This is a genomic window from Kitasatospora sp. NPDC001527 (assembly GCF_040298605.1).
GTDB lineage: Bacteria > Actinomycetota > Actinomycetes > Streptomycetales > Streptomycetaceae > Kitasatospora.
This window is the reverse complement of the sequence record NZ_JBEPAM010000003.1, coordinates 200,954-220,970: the sequence shown is the minus strand read 5'-3', so window position 1 is coordinate 220,970 and position 20,017 is coordinate 200,954. Positions and strand designations below refer to the sequence as shown.

Here is a 20,017-nt window from a genome sequence, read left to right as displayed (position 1 = left end):
CGGGCGCGGGTCAGTACGCGAGCGCCCCGAGCGGCGGACCGCGCCGCACCACGCTGTGCCGCAGCGCGGCACCGGCCGGCAGCGGGTCGTCCCCGCCGCGGCCGCCGGACCGGCGCACCGGGCCGGCGGGCAGGCCGAACAGGCCGCGCAGCAGCACCGCGGCCAGCGCGCAGGCGGTGCGCAGCGGCGCCTGGCCGCGGGCGCGCGCGGTCGACGCGGCGATCCGCACCAGCCGCCAGAGCGCCGCCTCGCCGCGCCGCAGCCACCAGCCGGCCACCAGGGCCGCGGCCAGGTGGGCCGCCAGCATCGTCGGCGTCATCCCGAGCACCCCGCCCTGCCACCAGGGCGCGGCCGCGTAGGCCTGCGGGTCCAGCCCCGCGCCGGCGACCAGTTGCTCGGCGGTCGGACTGCCGGGCAGTCCGATCAGGGTGCCGGGCCGGGCCTCGTTGCAGACCAGCCGGCCGGCCACCTGCGGCAGGGTCAGCGGGCCGGAGCCCAGCGGACCGCCGTGGTGCGCGCCGGCCGCGCCGGCGGCCGCGTGGCCGCCGAAGGAGTGGAAGAGGCAGTGCAGCCCGAACTGGCCCGCCGCCAGCGCCCCGGCGATCGCGCCGAGCGAGCGCTCCCGCGCGCCGAAGGCGGCGGCGAGCACCAGGACGGCGGCGAACCCGGTCGCGAGTGCGGGAAGGGCGACGTCCCCGCCGCCCGCCAGCGCGTGCCCGGCGGCCGCGATCAGCGTGCACACCAGGGCGAACGGGACCGCCCGGGCAAGCCGCAGGTCCCAGGCGGCGGCCCCCACCGGCGCGTCCGGTGCGGGGGCGCCCGGGTGCGGGGCGGCGGCTGGGGCAGTCATGGCCGGGCCATCATCTCATCGCGCACACCCGCCGGACCGGCAGGGTGGGAAATCCCGACGAATGCCCCGATCGGCCCCGCGCACCACCCCGGACATGCGCCGCCCGGCACATGCCCGTCCCCCCGTCCATCCGCCGAACGGGTGGTGGCGCACCCCCGGCACGGTTCACCTGCGCACCGTCCGGAGATACCTCGTTATATGTGGAGCCGCAGCCAGGAGGGACCTCCCGTGGACATCTGGTGGACTCTGCACCTCAAGCGCGACCCGGCCAGCGTGCCGTTGGCCCGCCGCATACTGCTGGGCGCGATGGCGACCGCCGGTGTCGACCCGCAGATCGCCCACGACCTCGGCGTCGCCCTCAGCGAGGCCTGCGCCAACGCCGTCGAGCACGGCGCGGGCGGTGGGCCCGACGACGGCTACCAGGTCACCGCGTCGATCAGCGGGGACCTGCTGCGGATCGAGGTGACCGACTCGGGCCCCGGCCTGCCCGGCCCCGCCGCCCCGGCGGCCCGCCGTCCGGCCCCCGCCCCGGCCCCGCCGGCCCGTCCGGCCGGCCGTCCGCAGCCCCGCCCCCGCGCACGGCGCGGGCGGCCCACCGTCCCCGGGCCGCTGCTCACCGCGCACCGCCCGCGCCGCGACGGCCGCCCGTACGACACCCACGTCCTGCCGCCGGGCGCCGAGCCGGCGCCGCTGCCCCTGCTGCGGCCGCTGGACCTCGACGCCCTCCCGGACCTCACCGCCGAGTCCGGCCGCGGCCTCTTCCTCATCCACGCCCTCACCGACCACGTCCGGCTGCGCAACCATCCGCTGCGCGGCGCGATCGTCAGCTTCGACAAGATCCTCAAGTGGCAGGACGACGCCCTGCTGCCCCGGGCCTCGTAGCCCCGGGCGCCGTGGTGCGGGCCCGGAACGCGGCGTCCCGCCCGGGCGGCGGTGCGCGCGGGCGGGACGGGGCGATGGCTCAGCCGCGGGCGGCGGCCTTGCGGCGGCGGGCGATCACGACCGCGCCGGCGCCGAGCAGGACGGCGACGCCGCCGGTGACGGCGAGCGGGGCGGTGCTGGAGCTCGCGCCGGTCTCGGCGAGGCGGCCGCCGGTGGTGCCGCCGGAGTTCCGGGTGGTGCCCGTGCCGGTGGTGCCGGCGGTCCGGGACGGCGACGGCGAGGCCGAGGCGCTCGGGGAGCCGGTCGCGGTGGGCGTGGCGGTGGGCGAGGGCTCGCCGGTGGCCGGGGGCGCGGTGGTGGCCGGCGCCTTGTCGGTGACCTTGACACTGCCCGTGTACGAGCCGTTGAGCTGGGGGCAGTCGTACTTGTAGGCCTGGGCCGAGCCGGGCGGAAGGATCTCGGACTGGCCGCTGAGGGTGAAGCCGTAGGAACCGAGCGGGGTCTTCGCGCCGGCGGTCACCCGGAGCTTCACGGTGAGCTTCGCGCCGCGCTCGACCGGGAAGGAGCCGAGGGCCGTCGGGTGGCCGCCGTAGAAGACGGTCTGCCAGTCGGAGTCGCCCACGCGGGCCTGCACTCCGGGAGCGTCGGGGCCCATCGGCGCGGCGAGCCAGGCGTTGACGAGGAGCTTCTGGACCTTCGTGGTGCTGATGTTCTCGAACACCACGGTGAAGTCCTGCGGGGCGCCGCCGGCGACGACCAGGCCGCCGGCCGGGCCGCTGCCGGTGACGGGCATCGGGGACTGCGAGATGCCGAGGCAGCCGTACGGCGGGATCGGGGTCGGTACGGTCGAGGTGGGGGTGGACGTGGCCGACGGGGTGCCGGTCGGTGTCGGCGTGGCGGTGGCCGACGGCGTCGCCGTCGCCGTGGCGGTGGGTTCGGCGGTCGGGGTCGCGGTGGGTCCGGCGGTGGCGGTGGCGGTGGGTTCGGCGGTCGGGGTCGCGGTGGAGTCGGCGGTCGCGGTGGGCTCGGCCGTCGCGGTGGCCGCGGCACTCGGCGTGACGTCGGCGGCGAAGGCGCCGGTGGTGCCGGCGATCGACGCGCCGGTGGTGAGCAGCAGCACGGCGGCTGCGGCGGTGAGGCGGGAGGTGCGCACGATACAGGTCTCCGGCGGTCGTTGGTGGTGACGGTAGGTCAGTGCTTCGTTAGGTGGACGTGCGGGGGATGCGAACGGTTGTGCGTATCCCCCGCACTTTTTCCGGTCCGCGATCAGCCGTGCGCGCCGGCCTTGCGGCGGCGCAGCGCGAGCAGCGTCCCGGCGCCGGCCGCGAGCACCACGGCACCGCCGACGGCGATCGGCAGGGTGGTGGAGCTGGAGCCGGTCTCGGCCAGGTGCGGGCCGCTCACCGCGGTCGGCGAGGCGGAGGCCGGATTCATGGGCTTGGCGGCGGCGGACGCGGTGCCGGTGGCGCCGGCCCTGATCAGCTTGAACGCGCCCTCGTAGTAGTTGATGTACTGCGTACAGCCGTTCTTGTCGGGCCGGGCCGGGTGCGGCAGCGTGGTGTTGGGCATGGCGGTGTCGCCGCCGCCGAAGTTGCCGCCGAACTCGCCGAGCGGCGCCTTGTCGGTGGGCGTGATGCGGAACTGGAGGGTGAGCTTTTCGCCCTTGCCGAGCCGGTAGGTGCCCGTGTCGGCGGAGTGGTCGTTCAACTGGACCGGCTTCCAGTCCTGGCCGGGGGCGCGGAACTGGACTGCGAAGTAGTCCTTGCTCCAGTCGTACCCGCCAACGCCGTCCTCCCGCTCGTTCGCGGCCAGGTAGAGGTAGGTGTGGAACTTCGGCAGGTCGACGCCGCTGAGGTTCTCCCAGCTCACGGACGTCTCCTGGGTCTCGCCCGGGGTGAGGGTGCGGTTCCACAGCCCGGTGCCGGTGGCCTTGAGCCAGTCGTAGCCCTGGTACACGCCGCCCGAGCAGGCGAAGCCCGGCGCGGTCGTCGGGACGGAGGGCCGGCCGGTGGGCGTCGCCGAGGGCTTGGCGGTGGCGCTCGGGGAGGTGCTCGCCGACGGTGAGGCGGTGGTCGAGGCGGTGGCCGAGGGGGTGCCGGTCGGGGTGGCGCTCGGGGTGCCGGTCGGGGTCGGCGTGGTGCTCGGCTCGGCGGTCGCGGTGGCCGGCGGGGTCGGCGTGGGCGAGACGGCGGCGGCGCCGGCGGTGGCCGTGCCCGCGGTCGCGCCGAGGGACAGCGCGAGCAGCGTGGACGCGGCCAGGAGGCGGGAAGAGCGCAAGGTTTTGGCTCCAGCGTATTGTGATGAAGTCTGTCCGAATATGGGCGACTTGGCGACCGGATCCGAAAGTCCGGTGGCGTCGCAGGAGCGGCACCCTACCGGGACGTGGGCGAAGGGTCTCCCCCGGGGTGGCCGGATCGCGCCCCCGGACGCCCTACCCTGGCCCGATGGGTGCGGCGGGTGCGGTGGGCGACTGGGACCTGCGGCGGCTGCGGGTGCTGCGCGCGGTCGACGAGTGCGGGACGGTGACGGCGGCGGCCGAACGGCTCCATCTCTCGCCGTCGGCGGTCTCCCAGCAGATCTCGGCGCTGGCCCGGCAGGTGGGCGCGCCGATGCTGGAGCCGTACGGCCGGCGGGTGCGGCTGACCCCGGCGGCCCGGTTGGTGCTGCGTCACGCGGCGGTGGTTTTCGGACAGTTGGAGCGGGCCGAAGCCGAGCTGGCGGGCTATCTGCACGGCGAGGCCGGCGAGGTCCGGGTGGGCGCCTTCCCCACCGCGATCAGCGGGCTGCTCGTCCCCGCGGTGGCCCGATTGCGCGTGGCCGCACCGCAGTTGGCGGTGCGGGTGGTGGAGGCGGAGGCCGACGGGACGCTCCGGCTGCTGGCGGCGGGGGACGTCGACCTGGCGCTGTCGCTGTCCGTCGGCGCGTTCGGCCGGGGCCCCGGCATCGTCGGGACGCACCTGCTCAGCGACCCGCTGGACGTCGCGCTGCCGCCCGGGCACCCGCTGGCCGGGGCGCCGGGGCTGCGGCTGGCGGACCTCGCGCGCGAGCCGTGGATCTACGGCGCGGCCGGGCCGTGGCGGGAGATCACCCGGGAGGCCTGCGCCGAGGCCGGGTTCGTACCGGAGCGGGCGCACACCGCCGCCGACTGGACGGCGATCCTGGCCATGGTGGCGGCCGGTCTCGGGGTGGCGCTGGTGCCCCGGCTGGCCTCGGCCGGGCGGTGCGCCGGAGCGGTGGTCCGGGCGCTGCCGGCGGACCTGCCGGTCCGGCGGGTGGTGGCGGCGGTACGGGCCGGGACGGAGCGCACGCCGCCGCTGCGCCGGGTACTGGCCGAACTGGCGGCGGTGGCCCGCACCGTTCAGGCCGGCTGAACGGTTTGCCCGGTTCTTCGCGATGGACCCGGCCGGCCGCCCGGCGCGAGGGTGACGGGCATGACCACCGAAGCGAACTCCAGCCCGAACCCCGCTCGGGTGTCCGACGCCGGCGCCCCGCCGTACGGGGGCGGCGACCCGTACGCGGACTACCGCGCCGCCGACTTCCCGTTCACCGCCCTGGTCGACCTCGCCGACCGCCGGCTGGGCGGCGCCGTCGTCGCCGCCAACGACGAGCTGTTCGCCGAGCGGGAGAACCTCCTGCTGCCCCGGCGCGCCGAGTTCCGCCCGCACACCTTCGGCAACAAGGGGCAGCTCATGGACGGTTGGGAGACCCGGCGGCGCCGGGGCGCCGCCGCCGACCGCCCGCACCCGGCCGACGGTGACCACGACTGGGCCCTGGTCCGCCTGGGCGTGCCGGGCGTCGTGCACGGCGTGGTCGTCGACACCGCCCACTTCCGGGGCAACCACCCGCAGCGGATCAGCGTCGAGGGCGCCGAACTCCCCGGCACCCCGGGCCCGGAGGAGCTGCTGGCCGCGGGGACGGTCTGGCACCCGCTGGTCCCCCGCTCACCGGTGCGCGGCCACGCCGCCAACGGCTTCGCCGTCGCCGACCGCCGCCGCGTCACCCATCTGCGGCTGCGCCAGTACCCCGACGGCGGCATCGCGCGCTTCCGGGTGCACGGCGAGGCCCGCCCGGACCAGGCCTGGCTGGCCGCGCTCGGCACCTTCGACCTGGCCGCGGCCGAGAACGGCGGCGCCGTCGAGGACACCTCGGACCGCTTCTACTCCTCTCCGGTCGGCCTCGTGCTTCCCGGCAAGTCCCGTGCGATGGGAGACGGTTGGGAGAACCGCCGGCGCCGGGACGCGGGCCACGACTGGGTCCGGCTGCGGCTGGCCGGTCGGGGCGCGGTCCGGGCGGTGGAGATCGACACCGGCTACTACGTGGGCAACGCGGCCGGCTGGGCGGCGCTGTCCGGCCGGGACGAGCACGGCGCGGACCCCGGGGAGTGGTTCGAACTGGTGCCGCGCACCCGGCTGCAGCCGGACGCCGTGCACCGCCTGGTGATCGGCGCGCCGCGCCCGGCCACCCACGTCCGGCTGGACGTCTTCCCGGACGGCGGGATCGCCCGGCTGCGGCTCTGGGGCGCCCTGGTCTGAGCGCCCCCGGGCCCGGCCTTCCGGTTGCCGGGCCCGGCGGGCCGCCGGACGATGGGGGGATGATGCACCAGATGCGTGCCGAGTACGGTGCCGGCGGCGCCTCCGCCGGGGTGCGGCTGTGGCACCTGGTCCGCGGCGGCGGGAGCGTGGCGATGTGCGGCCGGGAGCTGGACGCCCGCGCGCCCGCCCGGGAGGCGGTGGACTGGGGGCGAACCCCCGAACTCTGCTGCCACACCTGCGGGGCCTACCTGCTGCGCGAGGCCCCCTGGCTGGCCGAGGAGCACCGGCCGCGCCCGCCCGGCGAACAGCGCGAGACCGCCTGGCCGACGGGGTGAACGCCCGCCACCGGTGATGCGGTGGACCGGGCCCGCGGGGCCGGGGGCTACCGTGGTCGCCATGGAGGAATCCCCGGTCCGGCCGCGGTCGTTGACCCGTGAGGCCGCCGCGCTGCGCGCGGGCGTACCCGCCCTGGCCGTCCACGTCGACCGGCTCTGCGCCCGGATCGAGCAGGTGGACCCGCTGATCCACGCCTTCGTGCCGGAGCCCGGCCGCGCCGACCGGCTGCACGCCGAGGCCCGGGCGCTCGCCGCCCGCCACCCCGATCCCGACCGGGCGCCGCCGCTGTACGGGGTGGCCGTCGGGGTCAAGGACATCGTGCACGTGGACGGCCTGCCCACGCACGCCGGTTCGGCGCTGCCGCCGGGCGTGCTGGCCGGGCCGCAGGCCGCCGTGGTGGACCGGCTGCGGGCGGCCGGCGCGCTGGTGGCGGGCAAGACGGTGACCGCCGAGTTCGCGGGCAGCGCCCCCGGACCGACCCGCAATCCGCACCACTGCGGCCACACCCCGGGCGGCTCCAGCAGCGGTTCGGCGGCGGCGGTCGCGGCCGGGCTGGTGCCGCTCGCGATCGGCACCCAGACGATCGGCTCGGTGGTGCGCCCGGCGGCCTACTGCGGGGTGGTGGGCTTCCGGCCGACGCACGGCCGGATCCCGGCGGCGGGCGTGATCCCGAACGCGCCGAGCTACGACACCCCGGGCCTGTTCACCGCCGACCTGGCGGGCGCCGCGCTGGCCGCCGCGCTGCTCTGCGACGACTGGGACGCCGGGCGCGGGCTGCCGCGGGGCGGGGACGACGACGTGCCGGTGCTCGGCGTCCCGGTCGGCCCGTACCTGGAGCGGGTCGAGCCGGAGGCGCTGCGGGCCTTCCGCCGGCAGCTGGAGCTGCTGTCCACCCGGGGCCTGACGGTTCGCCAGGTCGATCTGCTGCCGGACTTCGGCGAGCTGGAGCGGCAGGTGCGGACGGTCAACCGGTTCGAGATGGCGGCCTCCCACGCCGAGTGGTTCGACCGCTTCGGCGCCCTGTACCGGCCGGAGACGGTGGCGGGCATCCGGCACGGCCGGAGCGTCGACCGGGCCTCCTACCGGGCGGCGCTGCGCGCCCTCGCGGCCTTCCGGGAGCGGCTCGCCGAGCAGCGCCGGCGGGCCGGGGTGGACCTGCTGCTGGCCCCCTCGGCGACCGGTCCGGCCCCGCTGGGGCTGGACAGCACCGGCAGCGCCGTGATGTCGCTGCCGTGGAGCTGTGCGGGACTGCCCGCGCTGAGCCTGCCCGCCGGGGTGACGGCGCGGGGCCTGCCGCTGGGCCTCCAGGTGGTCGGCGAGGCCGGTGCGGACGAGCTGCTGCTGGCCCGGGCGGCTGTCCTGGAGCGGGTGCTGGACGCGGCCTGAGCGCCGTCCGGGCGCCGCGGGCTCAGTCCGCCCGCAGCGCGGGGGTGTCCGGATCGGCGGCGTCCGCGCGCAGCCGGCGCAGCGCGGCGCGGTGGGCGCGCTCGTACGGCGTGTGGTCGTCGAACAGCAGGGCCTGCGGGTTGGCGTTCTCCAGGACGGCGATCAGGGTGAACGCGATGTCCTCCAGGTCGGCGTCGGCGCGCAGTTCGCCGGTGTCGCGGGCCCCGGCCAGCAGGCCGAGGACGGTGGCGTGCCACTCCCGCCAGTTGGCCGCGAGGGCGTCGCGCAGCGGGCCGGGGCGGGCGTCGTACTCGGCGTTGACCTCGTAGAAGAAGCAGCCGCCGGGGAAGATCCGGGCGCGCGAGTAGGCCAGCCAGGACTCGCAGAGCAGGCGGAGCTTGCGAAGCCCGGGGGGCTCGGCGGCGATCGGGTCGAGCACCGCGTCGGAGAAGATCCGCCGGGCCGCCCGGATGGTGGCGAGCTGGAGCTCCTCCTTGGAGCCGAAGCCGGCGAAGACCCCGCTCTTGCTGAGCCCGAGGTCGGTGGCGAGCCGCCCGATCGACAGGGCGTCCAGGCCCTCGACGGAGGCGATCTCCACGGCGCGGCGCAGGACCGTCCGGCGGGTCTCCTCGCCGCGCAGCACCCGTCCGTCCGTCCTGGACGCGCCCGACCTGCCCGCCGTGCTCGACCTGCTCGATCCGGCCACCGCTCACCCCAGTTCTCCGGCCCCTGTCCGTGCGGCCAGGGTAACGGGCGGGCGGTACTGGACATAAAAAAGCACGAACGATCGTGCTAATATCCCGCCCAGTTCGGCTCTTGCCCCTCGGCATCCACAGGGAGTTCCGCATGGACCCGGCCGTCGCACTGATCCGCACCACCCTGAACGCCACCGCGCTGGTCGCCCCCGGCCTCGCCGGCCGGGCCGCGTTCGAGCTCTACCGCCACCCCCTGCGGCGCGCCCGCGTCCGCACCCGCGAGCGCGAGGCGCATGCCGGGGCCGTCACCCGGACGCTGCACCACGGCGGCGTGCCGGTGGTCGTCCACCGCTGGGGCGACGGCAGCCGGCCCGTCCTGCTGATGCACGGCTGGCAGTCCCGGGCCTCCCGGTTCGCGGACTTCGTGCCCCGGCTGCGCGCGCTCGGCCTGAGCGCCGTCGGCTACGACGCCCCCGGGCACGGCGACTCCGGCGGCCGGACCGCCACGGTGCTGGACCACCGCGCCATCGCCCTGCGGCTCCAGCGGGAGTACGGCGCCTTCGAGGCGGTGATCGCCCACTCGCTGGGCGTCAACGCCGCCTTCCTGGCGCTGCGCGAGGGGCTGCGGGCCGGGCGGCTGGTCGCCGTGGCCGGCGTCGCCGAGGTGTCCTGGCTGCCCGCCGGGTTCTGCGCGGTGCTCGGCCTCAACGCCACCGTGGAACGGGAGTTGCGGCGCCGGGCGGAGAGCGGCGCGATGTTCCCCGGGGTCTGCGACGTGCGGACGCACTTCGACGCCGCCCGCGCTCCCGAGGAGATCGATGTGCCGATCCTGGTGGCGCACGACGAGGACGACGACGTCGTCCCGTTCGCCCAGGCCCGGCGGCTGCGGGCCGCGTACGGGGACCGGCTGGAGCTGCTGGCCACCCGGGGGCTGGGCCACCGGCGGATCCTGACCGAGCCGACCGTGATCGACAACGTGATCGGCTTCCTCTCCGCCGGGACGGCGGCGGCCGGGGCACCGGAGGCCGGGGTTTCGCAGGCAGGGGCGCCGGAGGCCGGCGCGGCGGCGGCGGATCCCGCGACGGAGCTGGGCGCGGCATGAGCCTGCTCGAACTGCACACCCGCTCCCTGGAGTTGGCCGCCGCCGTGGTGGACACCGTGCAGCCGGAGCAGCTGGTGCTGCCGACGCCCTGCGCCGGCTGGTCGCTGCGGCACCTGGTGGAGCACATGGTCGGCCTGCACCGGGGCTTCGCCGCGGCCGCCGCCGGGGCCGGGCCGGACCCCGCGCTCTGGCACGGCGTCCCGGTGCACGGCGTCCCGGTGCACGGTGATCCGGTGCACGGTGATCCGGGCGGGGCCTTCCGGCACTCGGCCGCGCGGCTGACCGCCGCCTTCGCCCTCGCCGCCGCCGCGCCGCGGCCCGCCCCGCTCCGGCTGCCGGAGGTCCGCGACGGCGCTCCGGTCCCGTTCGAGCGCGCGGTCGGCTTCCACCTGCTGGACACCCTGGTGCACGCCTGGGACGTGGCGGTCGCGCTGGGCCCGCCGGACCGGCTGGTGGCCGCCGTGGAGGGCGAACCGCCGCTCGCCGAGGCGCTGCTCGCGGTGGCCGGGGCCGTGCCGGCCGCCGCCCCGGACCGGGCGCCGGGGCGGGCCTTCGCCGCCGTCCGGGCGGTGGACGGGGAGGCCGGGCCGTTCGGGCGCGCGCTCGCCCTGCTGGGCCGCGACACGGCCTGGGCGGTCGCGGCGCGCTGAACCGCCCGCCCCGCCGCGCGCCGTCTACCGGTCCTCGCGCCGCTCGTCGGGGAAGCGGGGCCCGCCGATGAAGAAGAGCAGCGCGGCGGTCGGGAAGCCGAACGAGGCGACCGTCACCACGATGAACTGCCAGAACATCCCGTTCCTCGCCTTCGTCCGAAACGTCCGCTCGTGCTCCGACGGTAGGGCCGGATCCCCCGCCCTGCCACCGGGCGGGCGGCGCGGCGCGTGCACGGGGCTGGGCGTGCGCCGCACCCGGCGCGCACACTCTCGGGATCCACCTCCGAGGCGCCGGTGCTGCTCGACGGGTCGAGCACGCCGGCCGGTCCGGAGTCCGGCTGCCGCCACGGCACCGTCTGGTACGTCCGCAGACGCGGGGTGCACCGGCCGGCCCGGCTCACCGACCGCGCGGACCGCTCGATCGCCGGGTGCCTGGCCGACGCGATCGCCGAGACGGCCGCCCTGCACGGCGGGCGCTGCGACCTCGCCCACCCCGACACACCGGCCGCGACGGTGGTCGCGGCCCGCCGGCACGGGTCGGCGCTGGAGTACCTGGTGCCCGGCGACTCGCTGCCGGTGCCGGAGCCGGCCGAGGGCCCGCCCCGGGCGATCGGCGACAGCCGGCGCTTCCCGGGCGGGGAGGCGCCGCGCCGGCAGGTGCGGGCGACCGTGCCCGGCCGCGCCGAGCGCGCCGCGCTGCACCTGCGGTACGCGCCGGCGGTCCGGGCGGCCCGCAACTCCGGCCGCGGCCCGTGGATCGCCGCCGCCGGCCCGCGGGCGGCCGGGCACGCCGAGACCGGCTTCGTCCCGCCGGCCGGGCTGCGCGCGGTGGCCGCCCTGTCGGACGGCGCCGCGCGGTTCACCGAGCGCTCCGGCCCGGGCAGTTGGGGCGACGCGCTGCGGCTGCTCGCGGAGTCCGGCCCGGCCGGGCTGACCGCCCGGGTGCGGGCGGTGGAGCGGGCGGACGCCGCCTGCGAGCGCTGGCCGCGCGGCACGACGTACGACGACGCCCCGGCCCTCTACGCCTGTCTCCAGGACGGACGGGGAGGGCCGGGGCGTCGTCGCTGCGCGGAGCGCCGGAGGGCGGCGCGGGTGCGGCCGGGTGGGGATCAGTGGCCGTCGGCGGGGATGGTGCCGAGGCGGCCGGCGTGGAAGTCCTCCATGGCCTGCTGGAGTTCGCGGTGGCTGTTCATGACGAACGGGCCGTAGTGGGCGACGGGCTCGCGGATCGGCAGGCCGCCGAGGAGGACGACCTCGAAGTTGTTGTCGCGGGAGTCCTGCTTCTCGTCGGCGCGGATGGTGAGGGAGTCGCCGTCGCCGAAGACGACGGCCTGGCCCCGGTGGAAGGGGCGGTGCTCGGTGCCGGCCGAGCCGTTGCCGGCGAGGCCGTAGGCGAGGGCGTTGAAGTCGGAGCGCCAGGGCAGGGTGATCTGGGCGCCGGGGCTGACCGAGGCGTGGATCATGGTGATCGGGGTGAAGGTGGTGCCCGGGCCCTGGTGGCCGTCCAGCTCGCCGGCGATGACGCGCAGCAGCGCGCCGCCGTCCCCGGTGCTGAGCAGCTTGACGCTGCCGCCGCGGATGTCCTGGTACTTGGGGGCGATCATCTTGTCCGAGGCGGGCAGGTTCACCCACAGCTGGAGGCCGTGGAACAGGCCGCCCGACCTCACCAGCGACTCCGGCGGGGTCTCGATGTGCAGCAGGCCCGAGCCGGCGGTCATCCACTGGGTGTCGCCGTCGGTGATGGTGCCGCCGCCGCCGTGCGAGTCCTGGTGGATGAACGTGCCGTCGATGATGTACGTGACCGTCTCGAAGCCGCGGTGCGGGTGCCAGGGGGTTCCCTTCGGCTCGCCGGCCGCGTAGTCCACCTCGCCCATCTGGTCCATCATGATGAACGGGTCGAGGTACTTCTGGTTGATCTTGGCGAAGGCGCGGCGGACGGGGAAGCCCTCGCCTTCGAAGCCCTCGGGGGCGGTCGCGACGGTGAGGACCGGCCGGGCGGCCGAGGCGGCGGGGTCCGGGGTGGCGACGCGGGGGAGGGTCAGCGGGTTCTCGACGGTCACGGCGGGCATGTCGGCCTCCTTCGGGGGATGTTCCTCTGGCCTGTGTCCACGAGATTAGTTCAATGCTCAACAAGAAGCAAGTTGAAAATTGAACCAAACGTGCGTGCGACCGGTGGACCCGTGGACGGGGTGCCCGCCGGGCCCCCGTCCATCCTCCGTCAGCCGTACATCCGGCGCATGGTGAAGTCGACCATCTGCTCGACCGCCTTGGCGTCGAACACCATCCGGTGCTCGCCCTCCATGTCCAGTGCGAAGCCGTAGCCGGTCGGCAGCAGGTCGAGGACCTCGGCGCCGGTGACGGTGAAGTGCTTGGAGTCCTTGCCGGCGTACCGGCGCAGTTCCTTCAGCGAGCTGAACATCGGGATGACCGGCGTCGGCGTGTTGTGCAGGGCCAGGAAGCCCGGCCGGTCGCCGCGCGGGCAGTGCACCTTGGAGGTGATGAAGATGGCCTGGAAGTCCTCCACCGCCATCGAGCCGGTGGTGAAGGCCCTGACCGCGTCCGCCAGGGACGGCGGCGAGGGCTCCGGGTAGAGGGACTGCTGCGCGCTCGGCGGCTGCTCGCCGTACGGGCCGGGGCCGGGCATGCCGTTCATGCCCGGCTGCGGCCCCGCCTGCTGGTAGGGATCGCCCGGGTACGCGTTCTGGTCATAGCCGTACACACGGACAGGCTATCGGGAGCGCGGGCCGCCGCGCGGGCGCCGATCCTGACAAGAGCGGGCCGTCCCGCCTTGTGGGACGTGACCACGTTCATACCGGAATCCGCGGAGGATTCGCCGACGGGGGCTTGAAACAAGTTACCGCTGGGTAGCATCATGAGGCCTACTGGTGGGTACGGGCGCCCGAACGCGGAGGTGTCCCGCAAGCGACGAACCGGAGATAACGGCCATGGGTCACTACAAGTCCAACCTGCGGGACGTGGAGTTCAACCTCTTCGAGGTGTTCGGTCGCGAGCAGGTGTACGGCACCGGACCGTTCGCGGAGATGGACGTCGAGACCGCGAAGAACATCCTGAGCGAGATCGCACGCCTCGCCGAGAACGACCTCGCCGCGTCCTTCACCGACACCGACCGCAACCCCCCGGTCTTCGACCCGGAGACCAACACCGCGCCGATCCCGGCGACCTTCAAGAAGAGCTACCAGACCTTCATGGACGCCGAGTGGTGGCGCCTGGGCATCCCGGAGTCGATCGGTGGCCAGGTCACCCCGAACTCGCTGATCTGGGCCTTCGCGGAGCAGATCCTCGGCTCCAACCCGGCCATCTGGATGTACTCCTCCGGCCCGGCCTTCGCCGGCGTCATCGCCGAGGAGGGCACCGAGGAGCAGCTCGAGATCGCCAAGCGGATGACCGACCGCCTGTGGGGCTCCACCATGGTCCTCACCGAGCCGGACGCCGGTTCGGACGTCGGCGCCGGCCGCACCAAGGCCATCCGGCAGGAGGACGGCTCCTGGCACATCGAGGGCGTCAAGCGCTTCATCACCTCGGGCGAGCACGACATGTCCGAGAACATCATCCACCTGGTGCTGGCCCGCCCCGAGGGCGGCAAGCCGGGCACCAAGGGCCTGGGCCTGTTCGTCGTCCCCAAGTTCGACTTCGACTGGGAGACCGGCGAGCTGGGCGAGCGCAACGGCGTCTACGCCACCAACGTCGAGCACAAGATGGGCCTGAAGGCCTCGAACACCTGCGAGATGACCTTCGGCGCCAAGCACCCGGCCAAGGGCTGGCTGCTCGGCGAGAAGGTCGACGGCATCCGTCAGATGTTCAAGATCATCGAGTTCGCCCGGATGATGGTCGGCACGAAGGCCATCGCCACCCTCTCCACCGGCTACCTGAACGCGCTGGAGTACGCCAAGGAGCGCGTGCAGGGCGCCGACATCTCGCAGTTCCTGGACAAGACCGCCCCGCGCGTCACCATCACCCACCACCCGGACGTGCGCCGCTCGCTGCTGACCCAGAAGGCGTACGCCGAGGGCATGCGCGCCCTGGTGCTGTTCACCGCCTCCGTCCAGGACGACATGACGGCCGCCAAGCTGCGCGGCGAGCACGACGAGGCCGCCGAGCGCCTCAACGACCTGCTCCTGCCGATCGTCAAGGGCTACGGCTCGGAGAAGTCCTACGAGCAGCTCGCCCAGTCCCTGCAGACCTTCGGTGGCTCCGGCTACCTGCAGGAGTACCCGATCGAGCAGTACATCCGGGACGCCAAGATCGACACCCTCTACGAGGGCACCACGGCCATCCAGGGCCAGGACTTCTTCTTCCGCAAGATCGTCAAGGACGGCGGCCAGGCGCTCACCGCCCTGTCCGAGCAGATCCAGAAGTTCCTCGGCTCCGCCGCGGGCGGCGACGCCCTGGCCGCCGAGCGCGAGCTGCTCGCCAAGGCCGCCGGCGACCTGGAGGCCATCGTCGGCAAGCTGCTCGCCGACCTCTCCTCGGTCGAGCAGGACGTCAAGAACATGTACAAGGTGGGCCTGAACACCACCCGCCTGCTGATGGTCTCCGGCGACGTCGTGGTCGGCTGGCTGCTGCTGCGCCAGGCCGCGGTGGCCCTGGCCAAGCTGGAGGCCGGCGCCTCCGAGAAGGACGTGCCGTTCTACCAGGGCAAGGTCGCGGCCGCCCGCTTCTTCGCCCGCAACGTGCTGCCGACCGTCGCCCCGCAGCGCCTGATCGCCGAGGGCATCGACAACGAGATCATGGAGCTGGCGGAGGAGGCGTTCTGACGCCACCCGTCTCCCGCCGCCGCCCGTCCCCGGGCACGCCGCGCGTGACACCTCTCTGACCGCCTGACCCCACCCTCACACCGAAGGGCCCGGTCCCGCCGACCGGGCCCTTCGGTGTGTCCGCGGACGCCCGCTCACCGCCGGACGCCCCGAGACGGGCCGTCAGTTCACGTTTCTGTCTGCGTTGTGCATCCGTTGGGATGCTCCGAGTGTCATGTCCGTGTACGGGCATATGCTCAAGGTGCGAAGCCGATCCCCCATTTCGGCCTCGGCCCTCCCTCGACCCAGGAGCAGCATGTCGACCGCCGCCCGCCAGGCCTTCTTCGACCGGACGCACACCGATGACCTGATCGCCTTCCTCGGCACCTCGCCGTCGCCCTACCACGCGGTCGCGAGCGCGGCCGAGCGTCTGGAGAAAGCCGGGTTCCGGCAGGTGCTGGAAACGGACTCCTGGGACGGCGTGGCCGGCGGCCGGTACGTCGTCCGCGGCGGCGCGCTGATCGCCTGGTACGTGCCGGCCGGCGCGGGACCGGAAACGCCGTTCCGCGTGGTGGGCACCCATACCGACTCACCCAACCTGCGGGTCAAGCCGATTCCCGACACCGGGTCGGCGGGCTGGCGGCAGGTCGCGGTGGAGATCTACGGAGGGGTGCCGCTCAACACCTGGCTCGACCGGGACCTCGGCCTCTCCGGCCGGCTCACCCTGCGCGACGGCGGCCGGCGGCTGGTCCAGCTGGACGAGCCGCTGCTGCGCGTGCCGCAGCTGGCCATCCACCTGGACCGCCAGGTCAACGACGGCATGAAGCTGGACAAGCAGCGCCACCTCACGCCGATCTGGGGCCTCGGCCCGGTCGACGAGGGCTCGCTGATCGGCTACGTCGCCCAGCGGGCGGGGGTCGACGCGGCCGACGTGACCGGCTGGGACCTCATGACCCACGACGTCCAGCCCGCCTCCTACCTGGGCCGGGACCGTGAGCTGCTGGCCGGCCCGCGGCTGGACAACCTGCTCTCGGTGCACGCCGCCACCGCCGCGCTGGCCGCGGTGGCCACCGCCGCCGAGACGGACGGCGCGGCGCTGCCGTACATCCCCGTGCTGGCCGCCTTCGACCACGAGGAGACCGGCAGCGAGTCGGACACCGGCGCGCAGAGCCCGCTGCTCGGCAACGTCCTGGAGCGCAGCGTGTACGCGCGCGGCGGCGGTCTGGAGGACCGGGCCCGGGCGCTGGCCGGCACCGTCTGCCTCTCCTCCGACATGGGTCACGCCGTGCACCCGAACTACAGCGAGCGGCACGAGCCGGGCCACCACCCGATGCCCAACGCCGGTCCGATCCTCAAGGTGAACGTCAACAACCGGTACGCCACCGACGGCGTCGGCCGGGCGGTGTTCGCGGCGGCCTGCGAGAAGGCCGGCGTGCCGTGGCAGACCTTCGTCTCCAACAACGCCATGCCCTGCGGGACGACGATCGGCCCGATCACCGCGGCCCGCCTCGGCATCCAGACGGTGGACTGCGGCATCGCGGCGCTCTCCATGCACTCGGCGCGCGAGCTGTGCGGGGCGGAGGACCCGTACCTGCTGGCGAGCGCGATCAAGGCGTTCCTGGAGGGCTGAGCCCGACTGCGGCAGCCCGAGGGGCCCGGCGAGTTCTTCCACTCGCCGGGCCCCTCGCCCTTTGTGCCGTCCCCGGCTACTCCAGGCCGGCCAGCACCAGCGGCAGCCGGCGCGCGCCGTCGGCGGTGAGCTTCACCGGCACGCCCCAGTCCTGCTGGTGGACGTGGCAGGCCGGGTACTCGATCTCCGGGTCGTCGTCGCAGGACGCCGCCATCGCGGAGACGTGCAGCACGCCCTCGGTCACCGTGTCGGAGAGCACCAGCTCGCGGGAGAGCGCGGTGTCCGCGCCCGCGCCGGAGACCAGCAGCTCGGGCGGGGTGGCGCTGACCAGCAGCCGGGTGGACGGGCCGTAGCGCTCGTCCAGCTTCTGGCCGGTGGGTGCCCGGAAGACCACGTCCAGCCGCAGGGCGCCCGGGGCGACCTCGGTGGCGGCCCGCCGGGTGCGGTGGGCGACCGCGTCCACCCGGACGGCTTCCTCGGGCAGCCGCAGCCGGGTCAGCCGGTGCCGGGCGGACTCGACCACCACGATGTCGCCGTCGGCCAGCACCGCGCCGGACGGCTCGCGCAGGTCGGTGGCCAGCGTGCTGACCTCGCCGCTCGCCGGGTCGTAGCGGCGCAGCGCGTGGTTGTAGGTGTCGCTGACGGCCACCGAGCCGTCCGGCAGCACGGTGACGCCCAGCGGGTGCTGGAGCAGCGCCTGCCCGGCCGCGCCGTCCCGGTGCCCGAAGTCGAACAGGCCGGTGCCGACGGCGCTGTGCACGGCCTTGGTTTCACGTGAAACCCAGCGCAGCGCCGAGGTCTCGGAGTCGGCGACCCAGAGCCGCTCGCCGTCCGCCGAGACGGCCAGGCCGGACGGCTGGGCGAACCAGGCCTCGGCGGCGGGGCCGTCGACCAGCCCCTCGTTGGTGGTGCCGGCCGCGACGCCGACCGTGCCGGCGGCCGGGTCGTACGCCCACAGCTGGTGGACGCCGGCCATCGCGATCCACACCCGGCCGTCGAACCAGGCGACGTCCCACGGCGAGGAGAGGTCCACCTCGCGGGCCGGCCCCTCGGTGGGCGAGCCCTGCCACCACTGCCGGCCGGTGCCGGCCAGGGTGGTCACGCTGCCGTCCGCGAGCCGGACGCCGCGCAGCGCGTGGTTGACGGTGTCGGCGACGACCACGTCGTACCCGGCGGTGCCCTCCGGCAGCAGCACCAGGCCCTGCGGCTCGCTGAACCGGGGGGCGGCGCCGTCCACCAGGCCGCGCGTCCCGTCGCCGATCCGGCGCACCACGCTCTCGCCGTCGGCCTCCAGCTCGACCAGCGAGTGGTGGCCGGAGTCGGCCACCAGGAAGTGGCCGTTCGGCAGCCGGACGGCCTTGCCGGGGAACTTGAGGTCCCCGGCGGTCGGCTCGGGTGCCACGTACGGGCCGTCGCCGCGCCGCAGGGTGCCCTTCGCGGCGTGCTCCGCCTCCAGCTCCTCGACCAGCCGGGCGATCGCGTGCGCGTGCCCCTCGCCGGCGTGCTGGGCGACCACGTACCCCTCCGGGTCGATCACCACCAGCGTCGGCCAGGCCCGCACCGCGTACTGCTTCCAGGTCGCGAGCGCCGGGTCGTCCAGCACCGGGTGGTGCACCTCGTACCGGTCCACCGCGTCCACCACGGCCCGGTGGTCGGCCTCGTGCACGAACTTGGGCGAGTGCACGCCGACGATCACCACGGTGTCCCGGTGCTTCTCCTCCAGCTCCCGCAGCTCGTCGAGGACGTGCAGGCAGTTGATGCAGCAGAACGTCCAGAAATCCAGAATGGTGATCTTGCCCCGGAAGTCGGCGAGCGTCAGCTCCCTGCCCCCGGTGTTCAGCCAACCGCCTGCCCCGACCAGCCCGGGGGCGCGTACACGTGCACGAGATGCCATGGGCCAATCAAACAGCACCGGGCCGGCCGGCATTCCGGGGGCGGGGCCGGTGCGGGTGGTCCGGGCGGGCGGGTCAGACGATGAGGTGGGGGAGGAAGCGGGCGCCCTGGTGGGTGATGGGGCTGTCGTCGGTCTCGCGGATGCCCAGGCCCGCGGCTTCGCCGTCGACGACCCAGGTGCCGAGGACGGGGCGGTTGCCGTCGAAGTCGGGCAGCGGGTGGAGCCGCTGGTAGCAGTGGCCCTCGGCGCCGTAGCGGTCCGGGTCGCCGGCCCAGTCGGCGAGCCGGGTCTCGCGGCCGCCCGGCTCGACGATCCGCACGCCCGCGCCCTCGCGGCCGAGCAGCGGCTTGGCGGCGTAGCCCGGGCCGTCCGGGCCGGCGAGCTCGCGCGGGCCGTCCAGGTAGGCGGGCAGCAGGTTGGGGTGGCCCGGGTTGAGCTCCCAGAGGACGGCCAGCAGGGCCTTGTTGGAGAGCAGCATCTTCCAGGCCGGCTCGATCCACAGCGTGGAGCCGGTGGAGCCGCCGTGGTCGAGGACCTCCAGCAGCTGCTCGCCGAACTCGTCGGAGGCCAGCCACTCCCACGGGTAGAGCTTGAACGCGGAGCGGACGAAGCGGTGCTCCAGGTCGACGAAGCGGCCGGACAGGCCGTCCCAGCCGATGTCCTCCACGGCGATGCCGACCGTCTCGATGCCCGCCTGCTCGGCGCACTCCTGGAGGTAGAGGGTGGTCATCCAGTCCTCGCCCTCGGTGTCGCCGCGCGAGTGCGCGAAGTGCACCGGGCCGGGCGGCAGCAGGTGCTTCTGCCGGGCCCAGGAGGCGACCAGCCGCTCGTGCAGCGAGTTCCACTGGTCGGCGTGCGGGAACCGCTCCTCCATCCAGAACCACTGCGGGCCGGCCGCCTCGATCAGCGAGGTCGGGGTGTCGGCGTTGTACTCGAAGAGCTTCGCCGGGCCGGTGCCGTCGTAGGCGAGGTCGAAGCGCCCGTAGAGGCTGGGCTGTTCGTCGCGGCGGCGCCAGGACTCGGCGACGGCGGCGGCGAGCCGCGGGTCGGTGATGCCGTAGTCGGCGAACCGGCCGGTGCGCACGACGTGGTCGGCGGCGGCCAGCGACAGCTCGTGCAGCTCCTCGACCACCTCCTCCAGCGCCTCCACCTCGGGCAGCGAGAACTCGTAGTAGGCGGACTCGTCCCAGTAGGCGTGCGGGCCGCCCTGGTTGCAGGGGTCCGAGCACATCGCGTAGATGAGGCCCTGGCCCTCGACGGTGGCCAGCCAGTCGGGGCGGGGTTCGACGGTGCGGCGGCGCACGGC

18 protein-coding genes are annotated in these 20,017 nt (G+C 75.1%); 10 read left to right on the top strand and 8 right to left on the bottom strand.

Translation table 11 applies throughout. The features are described 5' to 3' along the window. Positions 1–10: 10 nt before the first annotated feature. Positions 11–850 (bottom strand): hypothetical protein, encoded by an 840-nt coding sequence (locus ABT238_RS04690; RefSeq protein WP_350560382.1) that lies wholly within the window; start codon positions 848–850, stop codon positions 11–13. Positions 851–1,078: 228 nt separating this feature from the next. Between ABT238_RS04690 and ABT238_RS04685 the strand changes: the two genes are divergently transcribed. Beyond that, positions 1,079–1,732, top strand: a complete 654-nt coding sequence (locus ABT238_RS04685; protein ID WP_350755543.1) for an ATP-binding protein — start codon at positions 1,079–1,081, stop codon at positions 1,730–1,732. Between the two features lie 79 nt (positions 1,733–1,811). Here ABT238_RS04685 and ABT238_RS04680 read toward each other — a convergent pair whose 3' ends face one another. Next, positions 1,812–2,885, bottom strand: coding sequence for an LPXTG cell wall anchor domain-containing protein (locus tag ABT238_RS04680; RefSeq protein ID WP_350755542.1), 1,074 nt, complete (start codon positions 2,883–2,885; stop codon positions 1,812–1,814). A gap of 113 nt (positions 2,886–2,998) precedes the next feature. After that, positions 2,999–4,009 (bottom strand): LAETG motif-containing sortase-dependent surface protein, encoded by a 1,011-nt coding sequence (locus ABT238_RS04675; RefSeq protein ID WP_350755541.1) that lies wholly within the window; start codon positions 4,007–4,009, stop codon positions 2,999–3,001. 167 nt (positions 4,010–4,176) lie between these two features. Here ABT238_RS04675 and ABT238_RS04670 point away from each other — a divergent pair, with 167 nt between their 5' ends. The 4 genes from ABT238_RS04670 (at position 4,177) to ABT238_RS04655 (ending at position 7,986) form a co-directional block, all read left to right on the top strand. Then, positions 4,177–5,103, top strand: a complete 927-nt coding sequence (locus ABT238_RS04670; RefSeq protein WP_502891393.1) for a LysR family transcriptional regulator — start codon at positions 4,177–4,179, stop codon at positions 5,101–5,103. Positions 5,104–5,163: 60 nt separating this feature from the next. Next, a complete protein-coding gene (alc, locus tag ABT238_RS04665; protein WP_350755540.1) occupies positions 5,164–6,264 on the top strand; it encodes an allantoicase in 1,101 nt (366 codons plus the stop codon). A gap of 71 nt (positions 6,265–6,335) precedes the next feature. Beyond that, complete coding sequence (locus ABT238_RS04660) at positions 6,336–6,599, top strand: hypothetical protein (protein WP_350560372.1); 264 nt, start codon at positions 6,336–6,338, stop codon at positions 6,597–6,599. A 61-nt stretch (positions 6,600–6,660) separates the two neighbouring features. Then, the gene (locus ABT238_RS04655; protein WP_350560370.1) at positions 6,661–7,986 is read left to right on the top strand and encodes an amidase; all 1,326 of its coding nucleotides are present in this window, start codon (positions 6,661–6,663) and stop codon (positions 7,984–7,986) included. Positions 7,987–8,008: 22 nt separating this feature from the next. Here ABT238_RS04655 and ABT238_RS04650 read toward each other — a convergent pair whose 3' ends face one another. Continuing rightward, complete coding sequence (locus ABT238_RS04650) at positions 8,009–8,629, bottom strand: TetR/AcrR family transcriptional regulator (protein ID WP_350755539.1); 621 nt, start codon at positions 8,627–8,629, stop codon at positions 8,009–8,011. Positions 8,630–8,832: 203 nt separating this feature from the next. Between ABT238_RS04650 and ABT238_RS04645 the strand changes: the two genes are divergently transcribed. The 3 genes from ABT238_RS04645 (at position 8,833) to ABT238_RS04635 (ending at position 11,642) form a co-directional block, all read left to right on the top strand. Beyond that, entirely contained in the window at positions 8,833–9,783 is a 951-nt protein-coding gene (locus ABT238_RS04645) for an alpha/beta hydrolase (protein WP_350755538.1), read from the top strand. Beyond that, positions 9,780–10,433 (top strand): TIGR03086 family metal-binding protein, encoded by a 654-nt coding sequence (locus ABT238_RS04640; protein ID WP_350755537.1) that lies wholly within the window; start codon positions 9,780–9,782, stop codon positions 10,431–10,433. The genes ABT238_RS04645 and ABT238_RS04640 overlap by 4 nt, the downstream gene beginning before the upstream one ends. 294 nt (positions 10,434–10,727) lie before the next feature. After that, a complete protein-coding gene (locus ABT238_RS04635; protein ID WP_350755536.1) occupies positions 10,728–11,642 on the top strand; it encodes an integrase in 915 nt (304 codons plus the stop codon). Here the strand turns inward: ABT238_RS04635 and ABT238_RS04630 are convergent. Both ABT238_RS04630 and ABT238_RS04625 read right to left on the bottom strand, forming a co-directional pair. Next, a complete protein-coding gene (locus ABT238_RS04630; protein ID WP_350560360.1) occupies positions 11,543–12,502 on the bottom strand; it encodes a pirin family protein in 960 nt (319 codons plus the stop codon). The two genes, ABT238_RS04635 and ABT238_RS04630, sit on opposite strands and share 100 nt — an antisense overlap. 149 nt (positions 12,503–12,651) lie before the next feature. Next, entirely contained in the window at positions 12,652–13,152 is a 501-nt protein-coding gene (locus ABT238_RS04625) for an SseB family protein (RefSeq protein WP_380290475.1), read from the bottom strand. Positions 13,153–13,378: 226 nt separating this feature from the next. Here ABT238_RS04625 and ABT238_RS04620 point away from each other — a divergent pair, with 226 nt between their 5' ends. Together ABT238_RS04620 and ABT238_RS04615 are read left to right on the top strand one after the other, a co-directional pair. Then, positions 13,379–15,208 carry an acyl-CoA dehydrogenase gene (locus tag ABT238_RS04620; RefSeq protein WP_350560358.1) on the top strand — a complete coding sequence of 610 codons (1,830 nt, stop codon included), beginning with the start codon at positions 13,379–13,381 and terminating at the stop codon, positions 15,206–15,208. A 295-nt stretch (positions 15,209–15,503) separates the two neighbouring features. Then, positions 15,504–16,817: a M18 family aminopeptidase gene (locus tag ABT238_RS04615; RefSeq protein WP_350560356.1), complete on the top strand. Its 1,314-nt coding sequence runs from the start codon at positions 15,504–15,506 to the stop codon at positions 16,815–16,817. Between the two features lie 76 nt (positions 16,818–16,893). Here ABT238_RS04615 and ABT238_RS04610 read toward each other — a convergent pair whose 3' ends face one another. Then, positions 16,894–18,711, bottom strand: a complete 1,818-nt coding sequence (locus tag ABT238_RS04610) for an NHL domain-containing thioredoxin family protein (protein ID WP_350755535.1) — start codon at positions 18,709–18,711, stop codon at positions 16,894–16,896. Between the two features lie 73 nt (positions 18,712–18,784). Then, the gene (locus ABT238_RS04605; RefSeq protein WP_350755534.1) at positions 18,785–20,014 is read right to left on the bottom strand and encodes a glutathionylspermidine synthase family protein; all 1,230 of its coding nucleotides are present in this window, start codon (positions 20,012–20,014) and stop codon (positions 18,785–18,787) included. Positions 20,015–20,017 lie beyond the last annotated feature (3 nt).